21 protein-coding genes are annotated in these 20,771 nt (G+C 74.6%); 7 read left to right on the forward strand and 14 right to left on the reverse strand.

All coding sequences use genetic code 11. From position 1 onward, the window contains the following. Window positions 1–23: 23 nt before the first annotated feature. The 4 genes from KPL59_RS30780 to KPL59_RS30795 form a co-directional block, all read right to left on the reverse strand. On the reverse strand, window positions 24–272 hold the full coding sequence (locus KPL59_RS30780) for a hypothetical protein (protein WP_060713129.1): 249 nt from the start codon (window positions 270–272) through the stop codon (window positions 24–26). A 65-nt stretch (window positions 273–337) separates the two neighbouring features. Continuing rightward, window positions 338–721, reverse strand: a complete 384-nt coding sequence (locus KPL59_RS30785) for a WhiB family transcriptional regulator (RefSeq protein WP_308187986.1) — start codon at window positions 719–721, stop codon at window positions 338–340. A gap of 160 nt (window positions 722–881) precedes the next feature. Continuing rightward, window positions 882–1,175 (reverse strand): hypothetical protein, encoded by a 294-nt coding sequence (locus KPL59_RS30790; protein ID WP_020621759.1) that lies wholly within the window; start codon window positions 1,173–1,175, stop codon window positions 882–884. Between the two features lie 152 nt (window positions 1,176–1,327). After that, window positions 1,328–3,424 carry an ATP-dependent DNA helicase UvrD2 gene (locus tag KPL59_RS30795; protein WP_226363086.1) on the reverse strand — a complete coding sequence of 699 codons (2,097 nt, stop codon included), beginning with the start codon at window positions 3,422–3,424 and terminating at the stop codon, window positions 1,328–1,330. A gap of 177 nt (window positions 3,425–3,601) precedes the next feature. Here KPL59_RS30795 and KPL59_RS30800 point away from each other — a divergent pair, with 177 nt between their 5' ends. Then, a complete protein-coding gene (locus tag KPL59_RS30800) occupies window positions 3,602–3,826 on the forward strand; it encodes a mycoredoxin (RefSeq protein ID WP_304442433.1) in 225 nt (74 codons plus the stop codon). Between the two features lie 82 nt (window positions 3,827–3,908). Here the strand turns inward: KPL59_RS30800 and nudC are convergent, their stop codons facing one another. From nudC to KPL59_RS30850, 10 genes are all read right to left on the reverse strand, one after another. After that, a complete protein-coding gene (nudC, locus tag KPL59_RS30805) occupies window positions 3,909–4,934 on the reverse strand; it encodes an NAD(+) diphosphatase (RefSeq protein ID WP_226362922.1) in 1,026 nt (341 codons plus the stop codon). Beyond that, entirely contained in the window at window positions 4,931–6,325 is a 1,395-nt protein-coding gene (locus KPL59_RS30810; RefSeq protein ID WP_226362923.1) for a pitrilysin family protein, read from the reverse strand. Before KPL59_RS30810 ends, nudC begins: the two co-directional genes overlap by 4 nt. Before the next feature lie 49 nt (window positions 6,326–6,374). Then, window positions 6,375–7,715 (reverse strand): pitrilysin family protein, encoded by a 1,341-nt coding sequence (locus tag KPL59_RS30815; RefSeq protein ID WP_226362924.1) that lies wholly within the window; start codon window positions 7,713–7,715, stop codon window positions 6,375–6,377. A gap of 39 nt (window positions 7,716–7,754) precedes the next feature. After that, on the reverse strand, window positions 7,755–9,032 hold the full coding sequence (locus KPL59_RS30820; RefSeq protein WP_226362925.1) for an aldehyde dehydrogenase family protein: 1,278 nt from the start codon (window positions 9,030–9,032) through the stop codon (window positions 7,755–7,757). A 92-nt stretch (window positions 9,033–9,124) separates the two neighbouring features. Further along, the gene (locus KPL59_RS37290) at window positions 9,125–9,892 is read right to left on the reverse strand and encodes a class F sortase (protein WP_226362926.1); all 768 of its coding nucleotides are present in this window, start codon (window positions 9,890–9,892) and stop codon (window positions 9,125–9,127) included. Next, a complete protein-coding gene (locus KPL59_RS30830; RefSeq protein WP_226362927.1) occupies window positions 9,889–10,755 on the reverse strand; it encodes a DUF4142 domain-containing protein in 867 nt (288 codons plus the stop codon). Before KPL59_RS30830 ends, KPL59_RS37290 begins: the two co-directional genes overlap by 4 nt. A 102-nt stretch (window positions 10,756–10,857) precedes the next feature. Beyond that, window positions 10,858–11,721 carry an exodeoxyribonuclease III gene (locus KPL59_RS30835; protein ID WP_226351387.1) on the reverse strand — a complete coding sequence of 288 codons (864 nt, stop codon included), beginning with the start codon at window positions 11,719–11,721 and terminating at the stop codon, window positions 10,858–10,860. A 10-nt stretch (window positions 11,722–11,731) separates the two neighbouring features. Next, on the reverse strand, window positions 11,732–12,673 hold the full coding sequence (locus KPL59_RS30840) for a transketolase family protein (RefSeq protein ID WP_226362928.1): 942 nt from the start codon (window positions 12,671–12,673) through the stop codon (window positions 11,732–11,734). Continuing rightward, window positions 12,670–13,362 carry a transketolase gene (locus KPL59_RS30845; protein WP_226362929.1) on the reverse strand — a complete coding sequence of 231 codons (693 nt, stop codon included), beginning with the start codon at window positions 13,360–13,362 and terminating at the stop codon, window positions 12,670–12,672. Before KPL59_RS30845 ends, KPL59_RS30840 begins: the two co-directional genes overlap by 4 nt. 61 nt (window positions 13,363–13,423) lie before the next feature. Further along, window positions 13,424–14,422 (reverse strand): TrkA family potassium uptake protein, encoded by a 999-nt coding sequence (locus tag KPL59_RS30850; RefSeq protein ID WP_226363087.1) that lies wholly within the window; start codon window positions 14,420–14,422, stop codon window positions 13,424–13,426. Window positions 14,423–14,539: 117 nt separating this feature from the next. Between KPL59_RS30850 and KPL59_RS30855 the strand changes: the two genes are divergently transcribed. The 6 genes from KPL59_RS30855 to KPL59_RS30880 all read left to right on the forward strand — a co-directional run bounded on the left by KPL59_RS30855 (window position 14,540) and on the right by KPL59_RS30880 (window position 20,675). After that, window positions 14,540–15,631, forward strand: a complete 1,092-nt coding sequence (locus KPL59_RS30855) for a sensor histidine kinase (protein WP_226362930.1) — start codon at window positions 14,540–14,542, stop codon at window positions 15,629–15,631. Between the two features lies 1 nt (window position 15,632). Next, window positions 15,633–16,514, forward strand: coding sequence for a LytTR family DNA-binding domain-containing protein (locus KPL59_RS30860; RefSeq protein ID WP_226362931.1), 882 nt, complete (start codon window positions 15,633–15,635; stop codon window positions 16,512–16,514). Next, complete coding sequence (locus KPL59_RS30865) at window positions 16,511–16,849, forward strand: hypothetical protein (protein ID WP_060713139.1); 339 nt, start codon at window positions 16,511–16,513, stop codon at window positions 16,847–16,849. Before KPL59_RS30860 ends, KPL59_RS30865 begins: the two co-directional genes overlap by 4 nt. Further along, window positions 16,846–18,513 carry a cation acetate symporter gene (locus KPL59_RS30870; RefSeq protein WP_226362932.1) on the forward strand — a complete coding sequence of 556 codons (1,668 nt, stop codon included), beginning with the start codon at window positions 16,846–16,848 and terminating at the stop codon, window positions 18,511–18,513. The genes KPL59_RS30865 and KPL59_RS30870 overlap by 4 nt, the downstream gene beginning before the upstream one ends. A 189-nt stretch (window positions 18,514–18,702) precedes the next feature. Then, a complete protein-coding gene (locus KPL59_RS30875) occupies window positions 18,703–19,056 on the forward strand; it encodes a DUF485 domain-containing protein (RefSeq protein ID WP_060713141.1) in 354 nt (117 codons plus the stop codon). Continuing rightward, window positions 19,053–20,675, forward strand: a complete 1,623-nt coding sequence (locus tag KPL59_RS30880; protein ID WP_020622901.1) for a cation acetate symporter — start codon at window positions 19,053–19,055, stop codon at window positions 20,673–20,675. The genes KPL59_RS30875 and KPL59_RS30880 overlap by 4 nt, the downstream gene beginning before the upstream one ends. Window positions 20,676–20,771: the final 96 nt, after the last annotated feature.

The following is a 20,771-nucleotide window of genomic DNA, read 5'->3' on the forward strand; positions in this document are numbered from 1 at the left end:
GGCACCGAGGGGTCGGCCGCAGATCAGCCGGCGCGCAGCCGCGCCCGCTCGGCTCGGGAGGCGGCCCAGGCCGCGATCCAGGACCAGCCGCGGCCCGCGGTGATCCGGCGCGCGAGCCGGTGCTCGGCCGCCACCCGTTGCGCTTCCTGCTGATGGGATCTCGCCAACGCTTCCTGGATGAGCGTCATCACGTTCTCCTGGTTCACGAGGTGGGACGAACGGTCGGTGTGGGACATCGGTCGCACGGCCGGTGCCGGCTTCAGGTCGTTCATGTCGGTCTCCTCGGGTCTGGTGGGTCGGCGGTGCCGCGGTGCGGGTCGCGCCGGTGGTGCTGTGGTCAGCGGCTCGCGGCCAGGGCCAGTGCCCGGTCGCGCTCCAGGTCGGCCTTGCGGGGACGCCCCCTCGGGCGCTTGCGCGGGATCACCCGACCGTGGTCGAAGATCTCGCCTCCCCACACGCCCCACGGCTCGGCACGCTCCAGCGCGCCGTCCAGGCAGGCCTGCCGGAGCGGGCAGCCGCCGCAGCGGGACTTGGCCTCCTCCAGCTCGGCCGGGGCCTCGGCGAACCACAGGTCGGCGTCGCCGTTGCGGCAGGGCAGGGCCGAGCCGCGGCCGGACGGCCCGCTCGGCACCGACCGGAGCCGCACCTGGTCGGGTCCGACGCCGGCGCCGGACTGCTCGGTGATCATTCCGCCGTCACACGGAACGGATCGCACGTACACGATCGACCTCCTCGATCGAACTTCTCTGCTACAGGTCAGGACCGGTCTGGTCAGGGTGTGTCATCTCTCGGGACGGAATCTGGGACAAAAAAATCGGGGCCGCGGAACCCGTGTGCGTGGGTTCCGCGGCCCCGATGGGACTCGCTGGGTGCTGAGGAGGTCAGGTACCCCCTCGGCGCCCGGGAACGAACGCAGCTGTGCACTTGTCATCGAAGATCGGGCCGGCGACCGCGACCGACATGCCGCCCTGCGGGTACACCTCACCCGTGGAACGGGGCGTCGACGGCGCGAGCAGCGCCACCCCCTGCTGACGACGACGGACGCCGGACTCCGCGGTGACCGCGATGCCCGCGTGAGCGACGTCGTGCGCGACGACGGTCTGCTCCGGGACGCACACCGGGGCCGGAACGGACAGGGCGGTGCCGATCAGGTCGGTCGTGTTGATCGTGCCCATCTCGTCACCTCCTCCGGTTCCGCCCGCGGTCTCCCGCGCGACGCGTCTGTGTCGGGAGCGTGGCGCTCCACCTGGTGCCGACGACACTAGAAGTGCCGCACACGGCACGGCAACCGATTATTCGAAGTCTCGCCGGAAGTTCACGCAGATCCCTACCGAAGAGGGGGTCGCGCCCCCTCCGCCTCGTGCTCGGCGAGCACCCGGAGCACCTCGTCGCCGTAGCGGTCCAGCTTGGCCGCACCGATCCCCGGGATGCCGACCAGGGCCGACGGGCCGGCCGGCCGCTGCTCCGCGATCGCGGTGAGCGTGGCGTCGGTGAGCACGACGAAACCGGGCACGTCCTGCGCCTTCGCCTCCGCCGCCCGCCACTGCTTCAGCCTGTCCAGCAGCTCCAGGTCCGCATCGGACGGGCAGTCGTCGCAGCGGAGGAGCTTGGTGGCGGTGGTGCCGAACAGCGGGGTCCCGCAGACGCGGCACTTGGGCCGGGCGCCCCCGGGGCGGCGCTCGCCGGCCACACGGGACGCGGGGTGCGAGTCCGGGATCAGTCCGTAGAGGAACCGCGAGCGGCGTCGCTTCGGTCCGCGCCCGGAGGCCCGGGACAGCGACCACGACATCGACAGCACCCGCCGGGCGCGGGTGACTCCGACGTAGAACAGCCGGCGTTCCTCCTCGACGGCGGCCTCGTCGTCACCTGCGTGGCCGATGGGGAGGGTGCCGTCGGCGAGCCCGACGAGGAACACCGCGTCCCACTCCAGGCCCTTCGCGGCGTGCAGCGAGGCGAGTGTGACGCCGTTGACGACCGGCGCCTGCGCGTGGTCGGCGCGGGTCTCCAGCTCCACGCACAGCCGGTGCAGGTCGGCCTGCGGCTCGACCGCGGCGAGCTCCTCGGCGACGCCGACCAGCGCCAGCAGCGACTCCCACTGCGCGCGCAGGGTGGCGCCCTTCGGCGGCTCGTCGGTCAGCCCGGCGCGCGCGGTCAGCACCGCGCGGGTGACGTCGACGAGGTCGGTGCCCGGCCGCTGGTCCGGCGCCGCGGTGCGCAACGCGAGCATCGCCCGGCGGATCTCGGGGCGGTTGAAGAACCGCTCGCCGCCGCGGATCTGGTAGGGCACCCCGGCGTCGGACAGGGCCTGCTCGAACGCCTCGGACTGGGCGTTGATCCGGAAGAGCACCGCGATCTCCGACGGCTCGGTGCCGTCGTTGATCAGGGTCAGGATCCGGCCCGCGACGGCGGCGGCCTCCCCTGCCTCGTCCTCGTGCTCGGAGAAGTCCGGGTCGGGCCCCGGCGGGAGCTGCCCGACGAGCTGCAGCCGGGACCCGGCGGGCCGGTTGCGGGCCGCGCCGATCAGCTGGTTCGCGCAGCCGACGATCTGTGGGGTGGAGCGGTAGTCGCGCTGCAGGCGCACGACGGCGGCGTCGGGGAAGCGGCGCGGGAACTCCAGCAGGTAGCGGGGTGAGGCGCCGGCGAAGGTGTAGATCGTCTGGTTGGCGTCGCCGACGACGGTCAGGTCGTCGCGGTCGCCGAGCCAGGCGTCGAGCAGGCGCTGCTGCAGCGGGGTCACGTCCTGGTACTCGTCGACGACGAAGCACCGGTAGCGCGACCGGAACTCCTCGGCGACGCCGCCGTGCTCCTCCAGCGCGATCGCGGTGTGCAGGAGCAGGTCGTCGAAGTCGAGCTGCTCGCTCGCGTTCTTCAGCTCCTCGTACGCGGCGTAGACGGCGGCCACCTGCTCGGCCGGGCCAGGTGTGTCGCGACGGCGGCGGGCGGCCTCGGCCGCGTAGTCCGACGGGGCGACCAGCGTGGACTTCGCCCACTCGATCTCGGAGGCGAGGTCGCGCAGCGCATCGGAGTCGGTTCCGGCCCGCGCGCGGGCGGCGGCCTGGCCGACGAGCCGCAGCTTGCCGTCGAGCAGCGGCCACGGGCTGCCACCGACCATCTGCGGCCAGAAGTAGCGCAGCTGACGCAGCGCGGCGGCATGGAACGTCCGGGCCTGCACCCCGGACGCGTCCAGGGCACGCAGCCGGGTGCGCAGCTCCCCCGCGGCCCGGGCGGTGAAGGTGACGGCCAGTACCTGGCCGGCGGCGACGTGGCCCGAGGTCACCAGGTGCGCGATCCGCCGGGTGATCGTGCGGGTCTTGCCGGTGCCCGCCCCCGCGAGGACGCACACCGGGCCGCGCGGTGCGTACACCGCGGCCCGCTGCTCGGGGTCCAGACCGTCCGCGCCGACCGGGGCCGCCGGGTCCGGCACGGCGCGGGTCGCACGGGCGGGGCGGGCGGCGGATCGGGACGGCACCCACCCATCCTGACACCCACCCCCGACGGTCACGGGTCGCCCGTCCCGCCCGTCCGGGTGCCGGGCAGGTCACAGCCGGCGGGGAAGAATCCGCGGAGCCGGCCGGTTGTACCCGACATGGCGGACCTGACGATGTACACGACCAGCTGGTGCGGCTTCTGCCGTCGGCTCAAGCTGCAGCTCGACCAGGCCGGCATCGGCTACCGCGAGATCGACATCGAGCGCGAGCCGGACGCCGCGTCGTTCGTCGAGAAGGCCAACGGCGGCAACCGCACGGTGCCGACCGTCGTGTTCCCGGACGAGTCGGTCGCGACGAACCCCAGCTTCTCCGAGGTGAAGACCCGACTCGGGGTCTGACACCTCCCCTGATCTCCCACCACGGAGCGCGACGGCCCGCCACCGGTACCTCACCGGGGCGGGCCGTCGCTTCGTCTGAGGGTCAGCCCCCGGCGGCTGCCCAGGACTCCAGCATGGTGCGCGCGATCGAGACCTTGCCCGGCAGCATGACGACCGGGCCGTCGCCGGGGTCGGGCTCGTCCCGGGAGCCCCAGTCGCCGCGGGCCAGCGCCGCCCGCAGCGTGTCCCGGGTGATCCACAGGGCGTCGGCGATCTCGCCGTCCTGCGGGGTCAGCGGCACGTCCGGATCCCCGATCGCGTGGAAGCCGACCATCAGCGACCGCGGGAACGGCCACGCCTGGCTGCCGAGGTAGCGCACGTCGGACACCGCGATGCCGACCTCCTCGGAGATCTCGCGGTGCACGCACGCCTCCAGCGACTCGCCGGACTCCACGAACCCGGCGAGCACCGAGTAGCGCCCGGCCGGCCACATCGGCTGGCGGGCGAGCAGGACGCGGTCCGCGCCGTCGTGCACCAGGCAGATGATCGCCGGGTCGGTGCGCGGGTACTCCTCGTGGCCGTTGTCGCAGACCCGGGCCCAGCCCGCGTTGTGCGGGCGGGTGCGGGTGCCGTCGATCGCGCAGAACCGGGCGCGGTCGTGCCAGTTCAGCGTGGCGACCGCACCGGTGAGCAGCCCCGATCCGAGCGGGTCGAGGAACGCGCCGGCGGCGCGCAGGTCGGCCCACTCCCCCTCGCCGGTGAAGATGTCGCTGTCGGCGGTGCGTTCGGTCCCGACACGCACCGCCCAGTACGGGACGCCGTCGCGTTCGCCGAGCAGCACGGCCTCGGCCGGCGGCTCCACGGCGACGTCGGTGCCCGCGCGGGTGCGGACGTGCCCGCCGCGGCCCGCCGCGTCGTCCCAGGCGGCGGCGTCGACCTCGCGGAACTCACGGCCCGGCTCGACCTCCCAGTCGACCGGGGTGCGGCCCGACTCGTCGACGACGACGACGCGTGCCGTCGCCCAGGTGTCGCGCACGTAGCCGGGGTCGAGGCGCCGGTTCTCGTCGCGGGACAGCGCGTTGCGCGACAGCACTGGCTCCTCGGTCAGGGAGAAGTCCCCGCGGCTCATCGCCCGCCTCCGCGGACCACGCCGCCGAGCGCGGCGAGCGGTGGCCCGATCACGTCGGCGTCCCCGACGATCACCCCGGTGAACCGGGTCGGCGCGAACAGCGCGGTGGCGGCCTCGGCGACCTCGTCGACGGTCACCTCCTCCAGCCGGCGCGGCCGGTCCCGGAGCCAGTCGACGTCGAGCCCCGCGGCGTGCAGCGCGGACAGGGTGCCGGCCAGCGCGGACTGGCTGTCCAACGAGATCAGCAGCGAGCCGATCGCGCAGCGACGAGCCGAGGTGACCTCCTGCTCGGCCGGCGGGACCGCCACCATGCGGCCGAGCTCGTAGCGGGTCTCGAGCAGGGCGGCGGCGGTGACGTCGGAGGCGACGTCGGCGTCGAGGCCGAGCACCGCGCCGCCGGGCACGAACTCCTGGCCGGAGTGCGCGCCGTAGGTGTAGCCCTTGTCCTCCCGGATGTTCTCCATCCAGCGCGAGGAGAAGTAGCCGCCGAACACGAGGTTCGCGAGCTGGAAGGCGGTGTAGCGCTCGTCGGTGCGGTCCAGGCCGGGCGCGGTGAGGCGCAGCTGGGACTGCACGGAGCCGGGCCGGTGGACCAGTTCCAGGTCGCCCGCCTGCGGCATCGGCGGGGCGGACAGCGAGCGGGCGGGGTGGTCGCCGGTCCATCCCCCGAGCCGGCGGGCGACCTCGGCGATCGCGGCCTCGGGGTCGATGTCGCCGACGAGGACCAGGCTCGCGCCGTCCGGGACGACGACGTCGGCGTGCAGCTCCCGCACGCGCTCCGGGGTCACCGCGGCGACCGCCTCGGCGGTCGGCATCTCCGAGACGATCGGGTGGTCGCCGAAGCGGCGACGCATCAGCGCCTCGCGGGCGACGGTGCGGGGCTGCGCGCGGGCGACCGCGATCCGCTCGGCCAGCCGGGACCGCTCACGGGCGACCTCGGCGTCGGGATGGGTGGCGCCGGTGAGGACGTCGGCGAGGACGTCGAGGACCGTCGGCAGTCCGGTGGCCAGCGCGGAGCCCCCCGCCTGCAGGTACTCCGGGTCGACGGCGACGCCGAGCTCCCCGCCGACCGAGGCCAGTGCGTCGTCGATGCCGATCCGGTCGCGGCCCGCGGTGCCGGTCAGGACGGTCTCGGCGAGCACCTCGGTGCCCGCGGTGCGGGCGGCGTCGGCGACCGGCTCCGGAGAGGCGGCCGGGATCCGCAGGACGGTCTCGACCAGCGGGACCCCCGGGCGGTGGGCGGCCAGGACGGTCAGCCCGTTCGGGAGGGTCTCGGTGAGCACGTCCGGCAGCGGCACCTCCTTGGTCCGGCCGAGCGCGGGCAGCGGGCGGGGGCCGCGCTCGGTGCGGCCGATCTCCTCCGCGCTGCGGTGGGTGCGGGCGGCGCTCACGCAGGGCCCCCTTCGGTGTGGTTCACGGTGCCGGGACGGGTCGGGGCGCTCACGCGTCGCCGTCCCCGGCCGGTTCGGCGGTCGGCTCGACCAGCAGGACGGCCCGCCCGGAGGACCGCAGCCGGGCGGCCGCGGCGGCGACGTCGGCACCGGTCAGCGCAGCCAGCCTGCCGGGGAGCTCGACGGCGAGTTCGGCGCGGCCGTAGAGCAGCTCGCGGGCGCCGAGCCCGAGCATCCGGTACATGACGCGGTCGTCCTCGCGGTGCAGGGCGGCGACCCAGCGGGCGGTCTGGCGCGCCAGCTCCTCGGTGTCGGGGCCCTGCTCGGCGAGACGGTCCAGCTCCTCGTCGACCGCGGCGGTGACCCGGTCCGCGGACACCTCGGCCGGGTGCACCGCGGTGATGGTGAAGGTGTCGGGGTCGCGGGCGTCGAACGGGCCGCCCATCAGGCCGTTGGACGCCGAGACGTCGGTGACCAGGGCCGCCCCGTCGGCGCCGCCGTGGACCAGGCGGCGCTGCAGCCGCGAGGCCTCGCCGTCGGCCAGGACGGTGGCGAGCATGGCGTGGGCGAGGTACGCGTCGGGCTCGGCGGCCGGGTCGGGGACGCGGTAGCCGAGCGCGAGCGCGGGCAGTGGGGCGTGCGCGTCGGCCACCGCCTGCCGGCGCTCGGCACCGGGAGCGGGCTCGGCGAACGACGGCCGCTGCGGGACCGGCCGGGCGGGGATGTCCCCGAAGTGCCGCTCGACCAGGGCCAGGGTGCCGTCGACACCGTGCTCGGACAGGTCGCCGTGCACGGTGACCAGGGCGTTGCCCGGCGCGTAGAAGGTGTCGAAGAACGCGGCCGCGTCGTCCAGGCTCGCCTGCTCCAGCTCCGAGAAGTCGCCGTAGCCGTTGTGCGCGTTCGGGAAGGTGTCGTAGAGGACCGGGGGCAGCAGGATCCACGGGAACCCGCCGTAGGGGCGGTTGTGGACGTTGAGCCGGATCTCCTCCTTCACGACGTCGACCTGGTTGCGCAGGTTCTCGACGGTGAGCTTCGGGGCCCGCAGCCGGTCGGCCTCCAGGAACAGCGCCCGTTCCAGCGCCGCGCCGGGCAGCACCTGGAAGTAGTCGGTGTAGTCCTGGTGGGTCGAGCCGTTGAAGATCCCGCCCGCGGACTGGACCTGCCGGAAGTGCTCCAGCTTCTCCAGGCTCTCGCTGCCCTGGAACATCAGGTGCTCGAACAGGTGCGCGAAGCCGGTGCGGCCCTCCGGTTCGGAACGGAAGCCCACGTCGACGTGCACCGAGACCCCGACCACCGGGGTGGCCGGGTCCGGGACGACGAGCACGCGCAGCCCGTTGGCCAGCGTGGCCCGGTGCAGCTCGAGAGCGGATTTGTCGGCGATCACGGACACGGGAGCGAGGCTATCCCCCACCCCCGACAACCTGCCCGGTCAGGCGTGCTCGGGCGGCAGGATCACGAACTGGCGCAGTCCGAGGTCGCGGTAGGTGACCGGGCCGCGCGGGCCGGGCGTGTGGTCGACGTTGATGCCGGTCTCGGGCAGCCCGAGCAGCTTGTAGCCGTCGAGGAGCCGCGACGGCGCGTTCCAGAACACCCCGGTGCCGGTGTAGCGGTCGATGAAGCGCCGGGCGACCTGCTCGTCGGCGGCGCAGATCGTCGCGGCCAGGCCGGAGGTCTCCCGGGCGGCGGTGTCGGCGGCGTCGTCCGGCCCGTCGACGACGGCGACGGTCACGTGCGCCTCCGCCCCGGGGTCCAGGGCCCACTCGTGGCCGAGCGGGTGGTCGTGCGGGGGCAGCGACAGCGCGACGCCGCGGGCGACGAGGGCGGCCTTCGCGATCGGCAGCAGGGTGTCGTAGACGGGCCGGTCGATGAGCAGCAGGTTCAGCCGGTTGCAGACGCCGAGCCGGTCGGTCGAGTCGGTGACCAGCCGCGTGACGTCGGCCTCGGTGGCGCTGGCGTCGAGGTAGAGCACCCCGCCGCCGTCGGCGTGGGCGAGCACCCGGGTGCCCGCGGTCGCACCGAGCACCGACAGCTTGCGGGTGACGTCCCCGGAACCCCGGACGACGACCAGCGGCACCAGGTCGGGCAGCCCGACCAGTGCCTCGGCGCCGGCGTGGCCGGGCAGCGGGACGAGCTGGACGGCGGCCTCGGGGAGCCCGGCGTCGGCCAGTGCGGGGCGCAGCACCTGCTCGACGAGTGCGGTGGCGCTGCCGAGCGCGGCCGACCCGGTGCGCAGGACGGCGGCGCTGCGGGCCTTGAGGACCTGCGAGGCGACGTCCACCGTCACGTTCGGTCGGGCCTCGAACACCGCGCCGATGACGCCGACCGGGATGCGTCGCTCGAACACCCGCTCGCCGGTCTCCAGCGTGCGGACCGGCCACTCGGTGGGCGGCTCGGGGGTCGCGGCGAGCACCTCGAGCTGGGTGGCGATGCCGGCGAGCCGCTCGGGGTCCAGGCGCAGCCGGTCGAGCAGACCCGCGGCCATGCCGTTCCGCTCGGCCGTCGCGACGTCGGCGGCGTTGACCTCGAGCAGCTCGTGCGCCCGGTCCCGGATCAGCGACGCGGCGGCGCGCAGGGCGTCGTCGATCCGGCCCTCGCCCGCCGCGCGGACGGCCGGGGCGGCGGCCCGGGCGCGCTGCGCGGCCTCACGGACGGCGGCGTACTCCGGGGCCTCGGTCGTCTCCTGCGGGGCGGTCACGGTGCTGCTCACGCAGGTCAGGGTAGGCGGTCGCCGGCGAGGGGCCGACCGGGTATCCGGTGAGGCCGCTCTGCTCACCGTGACGCAGCAGGGCCGGCGACGGATCAGGGCTCCGGGACGGCGTAGACGACGATGTTCGACTCGTAGCTCCGTGCGGCCGGGTCGAACACCCCGCCACAGGTGATCAGGACGAGCTGCGGGTCGCCGTCGCGGCGGAACACCTCGCGGGGCAGGTCGTGCTTGCCGTACTCGCGACGCGCGACGACCCGGTAGCCGGCGGTGCGGCCGTCGGCACCACGCACGACGACCGGCTCGCCCACGACGAGCTGCGGCAGCACCGACAGGAACCCGATGCCCTGGGTGCGGGAGTCGACGTGGCCGGCGATCACGGCGCTCCCGGTCGTGCCGCCCGGCAGGACGCCGGGTGCCCACCAGCCGACCGTGCGCACCTGCTCGGGGACGACCATCCCGCCGTCCGGGGCGGTGCCGACCGCGTCGACGGGTGCGGCCAGGCCGCGCGCGGGGAGCTCCAGGACGGCCGGGACGACCGGCGGCGCCGCGGCGCCGGGCCCGGCCGCGGGGCGCGGGAAGACCGCCGAGACGGTCCACGGCTCGCGCGGCGCGATCGGGGCCGGGGCCCCGGGCACCGCGACCGGGTCGGGCGGCGCCAGGACCGGCAGTACCCGGGCCGCCGGCACCGCGCGCGTCGCGGCGGTGGGTTCCGCGGGGACCGCGCCGAGGTCGCTCGCCTCCAGGCGGGAGTCACCGCCGAGCGCGAGACCGGCGCCGGAGCCCAGCAGGACGACGCCGAGGAGCAGCAGCGCGGCCGCTCCCCGGACGCCCCCGGCCGGGCGCCGGCGCCGACGGGTCACGCGCGGGCGCGACGCAGCCGGATGGCGCCGGCGACGAGCAGCAGCAGCCCGGCACCGCCGAGCGCGACCGGCAGCGCGACGTCGGAGGCCGACGCCGCCTGGCCGCCGGTACCGGCGTCGACGGCGGGCGAGCCGGAACCGGAGGCAGTCCCGTCGCCGGAGCCGTTGCCGGAGCCGTTGCCGGGCGCGGTCCCGTTTCCGGCGGCGTTCCCGTCGGCGCCGTTCCCGTCAGCATTGCCCGAGCCCGAGCCCGAGCCCGAGCCCGAGCCCGGGGTCGTGGCGCCGGCCTCGGCCGCGGTCTGGTCCAGCTTGGTCTTCAGCTCACCCAGGTTCGTCAGCTGCGCCCGGGCCTGGTCGAGCTGCTCCGGCGGCAGGCCGGGCACGTTCAGCAGCTGCTGGGCCTGGTCGCTGAGCGCTCCGACCTGGGCCTGCGCGGCCTGCAGCCAGCCCTGGTCGAACTGCTCACCGGTGCGGGCCTTCAGGTCGTCGACCTGGGCCTGGATCTCCGGGGAGACCTGGTCGGGCAGCGAGACGCCGATCGCCGACGCCAGCCCCCGCAGCTTGTCGTTGAGCTGCTGGCCCTCGCCCTGCACCTGCGGCGCGAGCTCCTTGACCGTGTTCCCGACACCCTGCTCCAGGCCGATGCCGCCGAGCGCGGCGAGCCCGAGGGCCTTCTGGTGGGCGTCGCCGAACGCCTGGCGCGGGTCACCGACGCCCGGGACCTGCGGCAGGTTGTCCGGCAGGTTCGGCACCTGCGGAGTCTCGCCACCACAGGCGGTCAGTCCGACGAGCGCGGCCGCGGCGACGGCGGCACCGACGGTGCGGCTGATCCGGCGCGGGCTGGTCATGGTCCTACGCGTCATGCGAGTCATCCCCCGGGAGTCACTGCTAGGCCTTATGGGCTATCGCCCTACCCCATGTGGCGCAGCTCCAACCGCGCGGCGGACCTGGCGGGCGGCGAGTGGCTATCGCCGACGGCTGAGCGGCGCCGGGGCCGACGGCGGCGGGACGACCGGCCCGACGTCGCCGTCGGGGGCTTCGTCCAGGTCCAGGACGACCGGGGCGTGGTCGCTGGGCAGCTTCCCCTTGCGTGCCTTGCGGTCCACCCACACAGCGGCGCGCCGGTCGGCCGGGCCCGATCCGGCCAGCACGAGGTCGATCCGCATCCCCTGGTCCTGGTGGAAGCGGCCGGCCCGGTAGTCCCAGTAGCTGAAGACCCGCTCGTCGGGCCAGCGCTCGCGCAGGACGTCGCGCAGCCCGGTCCCGAGCAGCGCAGCGAGCGCGGCCCGCTCGGCGGGGGTGACGTGGGTGGCGCCGTCGAACAGGGACCGGTCCCAGACGTCGTCGTCGGTGGGGGCGATGTTGACGTCCCCGGCGACGACCGTCGAGTCCGGGTCGCCCGCCGCCACCTGGTCGTGCAGCGCGGCGAGCCAGCGCAGCTTGTAGGCGTAGTGCGGGTCCTCCGGGCTGCGGCCGTTCGGCACGTACACCGAGGTGACCCGCAGTCCGCCGCAGGTGGCGGTGACGGCGCGCGCGTCCGGCTCGGCGAGCCCGCCCTCGGTGAAGACGGGCTCGTCGGGCAGGCCGCGGACGACGTCGTCGAGCCCCACCCGCGACAGCAGGGCGACACCGTTCCACCGGCCCTGGCCGTGGTGCGCCCACGCGTAGCCGCGCTCGGCCAGTGCCTCGTCGAAGCTCGCGGCGAAGTCGTCGTCGGAGAGCTTGGTCTCCTGCAGGCAGACGACGTCGGGTTCCCGTTCGTCGAGCCACGGCAGCAGCCGGGGCAGCCGGGACTTCGCGGAGTTCACGTTCCAGGTGGCCAGACGCACGGCCCCGACCCTACGAGAGGAAGCGCGTCACCGATCGCCGGATGCCCGCGACGTCCAGGCCGTGGGCGGCGTCGTGGTCGTCCGGGCTGCCGTAGCGGCGCAGCTCGGCCGCGCCGACCCCGAGTCCGAGCACCCGGTGCCGCACGTCGCGCAGAGCCTCGGCCACCGGCCGCACCGAGGTCCCGGCCAGGTACGGCTCGACGAGCACGACGTCCGGCTCGGACAGGGTGGCGCGCACCGTCGCCGTGTCGAACGGGCGCACCGTGGGCGCGTAGAGCACGGTCACGTCGAGCCCCTCGACGGCGGCGAGCGTCCGGTCCGCCAGCGGCCCGACGGCGACGACCGTCCCCCGGCTCCCGCGGCGCAGCACCGTCATCGACGGCCCGGTGCCGTACGGCCGCGCGTTGGACGCGCCCGACAGCCGGAGGTAGACCCGGTCGTCGCCGGGCAGGGCGGCGCGCAGCTGCGCCTCGGCCTCGTCGGCGTGCCCGGGCACGTGCACGGTCCAGCCTTCGAGGGTGTCGAGCAGCGGCACGTCGCGCGGGCCGAAGTGGGTCTCCCCCGCGCCCGCCATGTCGTAGGACCCGCCGGCCGACACCAGCACCGCACCGACCCCCTGGTGGCCGAGGTCGAGCTTGAGCTGCTCGTAGGGCCGTTCGACGAGGAACGGCGCGAAGGTGTGGACGACCGGGCGCATCCCGGCCAGCGCGAGCCCACCGGCGGCGGAGACCAGCAGCTGCTCGCGGATGCCGAGGTTGATCACCCGGTCGGCGACGGCGGCCGGTGCCTCGATGTAGCCGGCGCCGATGTCGGCCAGCAGCGCGACGGCCCGCGGGTCGGACGCGAGCAGCTCCGGCAGCAGGCCGTAGAAGCGTTCCCGCAGGTCGGGCGGGGTCGTGGGCTCGGAGGTGGTGGCGTGCTGCGTATCGGTGAGCAGAGCAAAGCCGGTCATCGGACACTCCCCTTCGGCTCGACGTGGGCGACGACCGCGAGCGGCCGGTCGGCGTGGTCGGTGCGGAACGCCCGCTCCAGCGCGTCGTGGTCGCGGCCGTCGGCGTCGACGGTCGCCCACCCCTCGACCGCGAAGCGCGCGGCGATCCCGCCGGGCCAGCCGTGCGAGGCCGAGCTGTTGTCGACGACGACCGCGGTCAGCCCGGCGAGGCCGGCCCGGCCGGCGTACTGGACGGCCTCGGCGTTGGACCCCTCGTCGAACTCGGCGTCGCCGAGCAGTACGACGGTGCGTGCGTCGCGCCCGGCCAGCCGCAGCCCGAGCGCGGTGCCGACGGCCAGGCCGAGCCCGTGCCCGAGCGAGCCGGAGGAGATCTCGACGCCGGACACGAGGGTGCGGTCGGGGTGGTGGCCGAGGTTCGAGTCGAACGCGGCGAACCGGTCGAAGGTCGCGGGGTCGAGGAAGCCGCGGGCGGCGAGGACGGCGTAGAGCGCCATCGGGCCGTGCCCCTTGGAGATCAGGAGCCGGTCGCGGTCGGGGTCGTCCGGGTGCTGCGGGTCGACGCGCAGGATGCGGTCGTAGAGGACCCAGAGGACGTCGAGGGTGGAGGTCGCGGCGGCCTCGTGCTTCTCGTCGCCGGTCAACCGGGTCATCAGCCCGGGGAGGTCGGTGTAGCCGGTCGGTGATCGCATGGTCACCACCGTGCGACCTGAAGTCCGATTCAGGTCAAGGGGCCGATTCAGGCCGAGAGGTCTACTCCTCGTCCGGCGGGGTCGCCTTGCGGACGTAGAGCAGCTGGTCGCCGCGCTCGAGCGCGTCGACGGCGGCGGAGTCCACCCGGTGGAGCTGCTCGCCGCGCACCACGCCGAGCACGATGTCGGGCAGGTGCCGCGGCGAGCCGCCGACCTCGGTCGGCTCGACCTGGCGCTGGGAGATCGCGAAGCCGGCGTCCGGGGTGAGCAGGTCCTCCACCACCTCGACGACCGCGGGCGAGCGGGTCGCGACGCCCAGCAGCCGGCCGGCCGTCTCGTCGGACACGATGACCGAGCTGGCACCGGACTGGCGGAGCAGGTGCACGTTCTCCGCCTCGCGCACCGCGGCGACGATCGAGATGGACTTGGACAGCTCGCGGGCGGTCAGGGTGACCAGCACCGCGGTGTCGTCGCGGTCCAGGGCGACGACCAGCGTCGTCGCCAGCTGCACCCCGGCGATGCGCAGCACCGCGGACCGGGTCGCGTTGCCGGACACGGTGACCAGCCCCAGCCCCGACGCCACGTCCAGCCGCGCCCGGTCGGTGTCGACGACGACGATCTTCCCGGGGTCCACGTCGTCGCCCAGCAGCGTCTCCACCGCCGCACGACCCTTGGTTCCGTAGCCGACGACGACGATGTGCTCGCGCACGCGCGACCTCCAGCGCTGGATCCGGAACGACTGCCGAGACCGCTCGGTGAGCAGCTCGACGGTCGTGCCGACGAGGACGATCAGGAACAGCACCCGCAACGGGGTGATCACCGCGATGTTGATGCCGCGGGCCATCGGGCTGACCGGGACGATGTCGCCGTAGCCGGTCGTCGACAGCGACACCGTCGCGTAGTAGAGGGCGTCGAGCAGCGAGATCTCGCCCGCACCGTTGTTGTCGAGGTAGCCGTCGCGCCCGAAGAAGACGATCAACGTCGTCGCGCCGAGCGCGAACACCGCGATCACCAGGCGGGTCATCAGCGAGCGCACCGGACCCGACCGCGTGTCCGGCATCCGCAGCGCACCCTCGACATGCGGGTCGAGTGCGCTGAGCCGGGTGGAGCCGATCACCTGCGCAGGCTAGCGCCCAGGTCGCGCCGCACCGACCGCGCGGGCCCTATCCTCACTCAGGTGTCGGCCGACGGGGACCACGAACGTGCGACGCCGACCGCGCGCACGTCGCTGCGGCCGCGGCTGAGCGCACGCCGGTTCCGCGGCGCCGCCGCACCGGGTCCGGACCCGACCGAGACGCTCGAGACGGGCGTCGCCGTGGCCGCGGGCCTGCGCGAACCGGCCGGGTCCCCTGCCGCGACCGAGGCGTTGCGCAGGCTCGCCGGGCTCTGCGGTGCCGACGCCGCGGGCCTGGTCCGGCCCGGCCTGCCCGACTCCTGGTGGGGCCCCGGCCGCTCGGACGGCCTCGCGCTCGCCGGGCGGACCCGCGGGCGGCGGCTCACCGAGGCCGGCCGCACCGCACTGCCCGTCGGCGACGGGCCGGTGCTCGTCCTGGCCGGTGAGGTCGGGTCCGCCGCCGCCCGCCGGGCCGCCGCCTTCGTCGCCGACGCCCTCGAACGCGCCCGCCTCGCCGACGGCGAGGCCGAGGCCGAGGCCGCCCGGCTGCGCGCGCTGCGGGCCCAGATCTCGCCGCACTTCGTCTACAACGCGCTCACCACGATCGCCTCGTTCGTCCGCTCGGACCCGGCGCGCGCCCGCGACCTGCTGGAGACCTTCGCCGAGTTCATCCGGCACTCGCTGGCCGCACGCGGCGACTACGTGCCGCTGGCCGGGGAGTTCCGGTCGGTCGAGGCCTACCTGACCCTCGCCCGCGCGGTGCTGGGCGAGCGGCTGCGGGTGCAGGTACGGGTGGCGCCCGAGGTGTTGCCGGTGCCGGTCCCGGTGCTGGCGCTGCAGCCGCTGGTGGAGAACGCGGTGCAGCACGGCGTCGAGCGCTCCGCCGACGGCGGGCTGGTGCAGGTCAGCGGCGAGGCCGAGGGGGACGTCTGCGTCATCACCGTCGACGACGACGGTCCGGGCAAGAGCCCCGAGCACGCCCGCGACGTGCTGGCCGGGACCGCCGAGGGGGCCGGGCTGGCGCTGGTGAACGTCGACCGCAGGCTGCGCGCGGTCTACGGCCCCGACCACGGCCTGGTCATCGAGACCGCGCCCGGCGCGGGCACCCGGATCGTGCTGCGGATCCCGCGATTCCAGCCCGGGGTGGTGATCTGAGGTGGTCCCCTCCGCCGCACCGCTGCGGGTGCTCGCCGTCGACGACGTCGCCCCCGCCCTCGACGAGATCTGCGCGCTGCTGGCCGACGCGCCCGACGTCGGCGAGGTCGCCCGGGCCGGTGGCGCGGTCGAGGCGCTGCGCGCGATCCCCACCGGCCGGTTCGACGCCGTCTTCCTCGACATCACCATGCCCGGGATGGACGGCCTGGAGCTCGGTGGCGTGCTGGCCGCGATGGCCACCCCGCCGGAGATCGTCTTCGTGACGGCGTTCGAGGAGCACGCCGTCGCCGCGTACGGCCTCGGCGCCGTCGACTACCTGCTCAAGCCGGTCGGTGCGGACCGGCTCGCGGACGCGCTCGGCCGGGTGCACCGGGCCCGGGCGGGCCGCTCGGCCGCCCGGCCGGGCGCCCCCGGTGCGCGCTCTCCGGAGCCGCCGGGGCCCGCGCTGCCCCGTGTCGACGAGCTCGCGGTGCTGCCGGTGGAGGCCGCCGGGCGCAGCCGCTACGTCCGCCGCGAGGACGTCCGCTTCGTCGAGGCCCACGGCGACTACGTGCGACTGCACCTGCCCGAGGGCTCGCACCTGGTGCGGATCCCGCTGTCGCGGCTGGAGGAGCACTGGGACCCGCACAGCTTCGTGCGGGTGCACCGCAGCTTCCTGCTGCACCTGCCCGCGGTCCGCGAGCTGCGCAGTGACGCCGGCGGCGGTCTCCTCGCCCACACCGACGCCGGTGACGTGCCGGTCAGCCGTCGCCACGCCCGGGACCTGCGCGACCAGCTGCTCGCCGCGGCCACCGCCGGGGCGCTCGACGGCCACCGCGGCCCCGACGGCGACGGCGGCGGCCAGGGAAGCGGGGGCCAGGGAAGCGGCCGGGGGCTGCCGTGAGCTCCCGCCCGCGCCGGGTCGCGGTCAGCGCACCGCCCGAGCGGGCCACGGCCGTACCGCGCCCGCAGCCGGCCGCGGCGCTCGACCCGGGGCTGGCCGAGCGGGCCCGCGGCCTGCGCCGGGCCCAGCTGCGCCGGGCCGTGGTCACCCTGGCCTGCGCCGCGGTGCTGTTGTTCGGGCTGCCGGTGCTGCTGCGGCTCGCGCCGGACCTGGCCCGGTGGCGGGTCGGCGGGCTCCCGCTGGGCTGGATCGCGGTCGCCTGGCTGCCGTACCCGCTGCTCGGTCTGCTGGCGTGGTGGCACCTGCGCCGGGCCGAACGCGCGGAACGCCCGTGACGGCCGCCGCAGTCGTCACCCTGCTGCTGGTCACGGTGCTGATCGGGGCACGGGGCGTCGCGGCGATGCGGACCACCTCGGACTTCCTCGTCGCGTCCCGGCGGACCTCGCCGATGCTCAACGCGGCCGCGGTCTCCGGGGAGTACCTGTCGGCGGCCTCGTTCCTCGGCGTCGCCGGGCTGGTGATCAAGGAGGGCACCGGGGCGCTCTGGTACCCGGTCGGGTTCGCGGCGGGCTATCTGCTGATGCTCGCGCTGGTCGCCGCGCCGATGCGCCGCTCCGGCGCGCTGACCGTGCCCGGGTTCGCCGAGGCCCGCCTCGGGTCGCGGTCGCTGCGCCGGTTCTGCGCGGTGGTCGTCGTGGTGATCGCGGTCCTCTACCTGGTGCCGCAGATCGTCGCGGCCGGGCAGCTGCTGACGCTGGTGTCCGGCGTCGACTACTGGGTCGGGGTCGTGGTGTCCGGGCTCGCCGTCGGGCTGACCCTGGCGCTGGGCGGGATGCGCGCGGCCACCTACGTGCAGGCGTTCCAGTTCGCGCTCAAGCTGCTGCTGTTCGCCGGGCCCGCGATCTGGCTGCTGCTGCTCGCGGGCCCGGCGCTGCGGGCCGACATGGCCGCACCGCCGGAGTTCACCCGGTTCACCGCCGCGACCCCGGTCGACTTCCGGCTCGACACCGAGCTGGTGCTGACCGAGCCGACCGTCGTGGTCGTCGACGGGGCGCCGGTCCCGCTCGCCCCCGGCCCGCACCACGCCGCCGCCGACTCCGTCTGGGTCTTCCCCGACGGCGCCGCTGTGCCCGAGCTGGGTGGCGACCACGCGTCGCTGCCGGTGCCCGGCGGCGCCGAGTGGGCGCTGCCGCTGCTCGGCGCCGCCGACACCTCGCCGCTGCTGACGACCTGGTCGGTGCTGGTCGCGACGGCGCTGGGGACGATGGGGCTGCCGCACATCATCGTGCGGTTCCACACCAGCCCGGACGGGCGCGGGGCCCGGCGGACCGCGGCGATCACCGTCGCGATGCTCGGCGCGTTCTACCTGTTCCCGATCGTCTACGGGCTCCTCGGCACGGTGCTCACCCCCGAGCTGTACCTCTCGCAGGGCACCGACACCGCGATCGTCACGCTGCCCGGGCGGGTCACCGGCGGCGGCACCGCGGCGGCACTGACCGCGATGCTCACCGCGGGTGCCTTCGCCGCGTTCCTGGCCACCTCGCTCGGGCTGCTCCTCGCACTGTCCGGCGCGCTCGCGCACGACCTCATGCCCTCGGGACTGCGCCGGCTGCGGCTGACCGCGCTGGCCGCGTCGGCTGCCGTGGTCCCGGCGGCCCTGCTGATGGTGCGCGTCGACGTCAGCGCGGCGGTGACCTCGGCGTTCACCGTCGCGGCGTCGACGTTCTGCCCGCTGCTGGTGCTGGGCCTGTGGTGGAAGGGGCTCACCGCGCGGGGCGCCTACGCCGGGATGGTCACCGGGCTCCTCGCGACGCTCGGCTCGATGGCACTGGGTGCCGCGCTCGGGCTCGGCGGGACCGCGGGGATGCTGCTCGCCCAGCCGGCGCTGTGGTCGGTGCCCTGCGCGTTCCTCGTCATGATCGCAGTGTCACTGGGCGATCACGCTCCGTCGGACGCGGAAGCTACGATGCTACGGCTCCATCTGGCCGATCGAGAGTGAGCGCTTTAGCGTAGCGGCGACATCGTCGTCAAGACCGCTCGTCGTCCGGTGCCGCGCTCGATCGTCCGGTCGTCGGCCGCTTGCATCTTGGGTCGCCCGGAGCGTGCGTGTGGGGTTCCGCACACGGCCCGAAGGCCCTTTCCTGGGTCCGGTCCCGTGGCCGTGCGTGGCTTGTGCAAGGAGGCATACGTGAGTACGACCGAGTCCGACGAGCAGCCCGGCGATCCGACGCCGGGCGCTCCCGACTGGGCCGCCGCACAGGCGAGCCCCGACTTCCAGGAGCTGCGCAGGCGGCTGCGCGGGTTCGTGTTCCCGGTGACCGCAGGGTTCCTGGCCTGGTACCTGCTGTACGTGCTGCTCGCGAGCTTCGCGACGGACTTCATGGCCACCCCGGTGCTCGGCAACATCAACCTGGGGCTGATCCTCGGGCTGCTGCAGTTCGTGTCGACCTTCGCGATCACCGTGGTCTACATCCGCTACGCCGACCGCGTGCTCGACCCACTGTCGTCGAAGCTCCGCGGCGAGATCGAGGGGACCCGATGAGCACGACAGTCCTGGCGGCGACGGCGGACAGCAACCCCGCCCTCAACATCTCGATCTTCCTGGCGTTCGTCGTCGTGACGCTGGGGATCGTGTTCTACGTCAACAACCGGCACGCGAAGAAGACCGCGGCCGACTTCTACACCGCGGGCGGCGGCTTCTCCGGCACCCAGAACGGGTTCGCGATCGCCGGTGACTACCTGTCGGCGGCGTCGTTCCTGGGGATCGCGGGTGCCATCGCGATCAACGGCTACGACGGCTTCCTCTACTCGATCGGGTTCCTGGTCGCGTGGCTGGTCGCGCTGCTGCTGGTGGCGGAGCTGATGCGCAACACCGGCCGCTTCACCATGGGCGACGTCCTGGCGTTCCGGATGAAGCAGCGCCCGATCCGCGCCGCGGCGGCCACCTCGACGCTCGCGGTGTCGTTCTTCTACCTGCTCGCGCAGATGGCCGGCGCCGGTGCGCTGGTGTCGCTGCTGCTCGGCATCTCCGGCGCCTTCGCCCAGGGTGTCGTGATCGCCGTCGTCGGCGTCGTGATGATCGCCTACGTGCTCATCGGCGGCATGCGCGGCACCACCTGGGTGCAGATGATCAAGGCGGTGCTGCTGATCACGGGCGCGCTGGTCATGACGATCTGGGCGCTGTCGCTGTTCGGCTTCAACTTCTCGGCGATCATGCAGGCCGCCGCGGACGGCTCGCCCAAGGGCGAGGGCCTGTTCGCCCCCGGCCAGCAGTACGGCAAGTCGCTGACCTCGAAGATCGACTTCATCTCGCTCGGCATCGCGCTGGTGCTCGGCACCGCGGGCCTGCCGCACGTGCTGATGCGCTTCTACACCGTGCCCACGGCCAAGGAGGCCCGCCGCTCGGTCGAGGTCGCGATCTGGCTGATCGGCCTGTTCTACCTGTTCACGCTGGTCATCGGCTTCGCGGCCGGTGCGCTGGTCGGGCCGGAGGCGATCAACAACGCGCCGGGCAAGGTGAACTCGGCGGCGCCGCTGCTGGCCGCCGCGCTGGGCGGCCCGGTGCTGCTGGGGATCATCGCCGCGATCGCGTTCGCGACGATCCTGGCGGTCGTCGCCGGTCTGACGATCACCGCGTCGGCGTCGTTCGCGCACGACGTCTACATCAACGTGATCAAGCGCGGGAACGTCGAGGACACCGAGGCCACCCAGGTCCGGGTCGCCCGCCGCACCGCGATCGTGATCGGCATCGTGGCGATCGTCGGCGGCATCCTGGCCAAGGACCAGAACGTGGCGTTCCTCGTCGCGCTGGCCTTCGCCGTCGCGGCGTCGGCGAACCTGCCGACGATCCTGTACTCGCTGTTCTGGAAGCGGTTCAACACGACCGGCGGCCTGTACTCGATCTACGGCGGACTGATCAGCACCCTGGTGCTGATCGTGTTCTCGCCGGTCGTCTCGGGGTCCGAGACCTCGATCTTCCCGGACGTGAACTTCGCCTGGTTCCCGCTGGCGAACCCCGGTCTGGTCTCGATCCCGCTGTCGTTCCTGCTCGGTGTGGTCGGTACCTACATCGGGCAGAAGCGCCACGACGGCAGCAAGTACGCCGAGATGGAGGTCCGGTCCCTGACCGGTGCCGGCATCGCCAAGGCCGAGGCACACTGACAGGCCACACCGACAGCCACACCGACCCGAACCACCCCACGCGCCGAGCCCGCGTCCCCGTCACCGGGGCGCGGGCTCTCCGCTGTCCGGAGCCCG

It is taken from the genome of Pseudonocardia sp. ICBG1142, assembly GCF_020496255.1.
In the GTDB taxonomy this organism is placed as follows: Bacteria; Actinomycetota; Actinomycetes; order Mycobacteriales; family Pseudonocardiaceae; genus Pseudonocardia.

Coding starts and splice junctions, on each gene's coding strand:
- KPL59_RS30780 (WP_060713129.1), bottom strand. CDS start 272: ATGAACGACCTGAAGCCGGCACCGGCCGTGCGACCGATGTCCCACACC.
- KPL59_RS30790 (WP_020621759.1), bottom strand. CDS start 1,175: ATGGGCACGATCAACACGACCGACCTGATCGGCACCGCCCTGTCCGTT.
- KPL59_RS30800 (WP_304442433.1), top strand. CDS start 3,602: ATGTACACGACCAGCTGGTGCGGCTTCTGCCGTCGGCTCAAGCTGCAG.
- nudC (WP_226362922.1), bottom strand. CDS start 4,934: ATGAGCCGCGGGGACTTCTCCCTGACCGAGGAGCCAGTGCTGTCGCGC.
- KPL59_RS30830 (WP_226362927.1), bottom strand. CDS start 10,755: ATGACGCGTAGGACCATGACCAGCCCGCGCCGGATCAGCCGCACCGTC.
- KPL59_RS30840 (WP_226362928.1), bottom strand. CDS start 12,673: ATGACCGGCTTTGCTCTGCTCACCGATACGCAGCACGCCACCACCTCC.
- KPL59_RS30845 (WP_226362929.1), bottom strand. CDS start 13,362: ATGCGATCACCGACCGGCTACACCGACCTCCCCGGGCTGATGACCCGG.
- KPL59_RS30850 (WP_226363087.1), bottom strand. CDS start 14,422: ATGCCGGACACGCGGTCGGGTCCGGTGCGCTCGCTGATGACCCGCCTG.
- KPL59_RS30880 (WP_020622901.1), top strand. CDS start 19,053: ATGAGCACGACAGTCCTGGCGGCGACGGCGGACAGCAACCCCGCCCTC.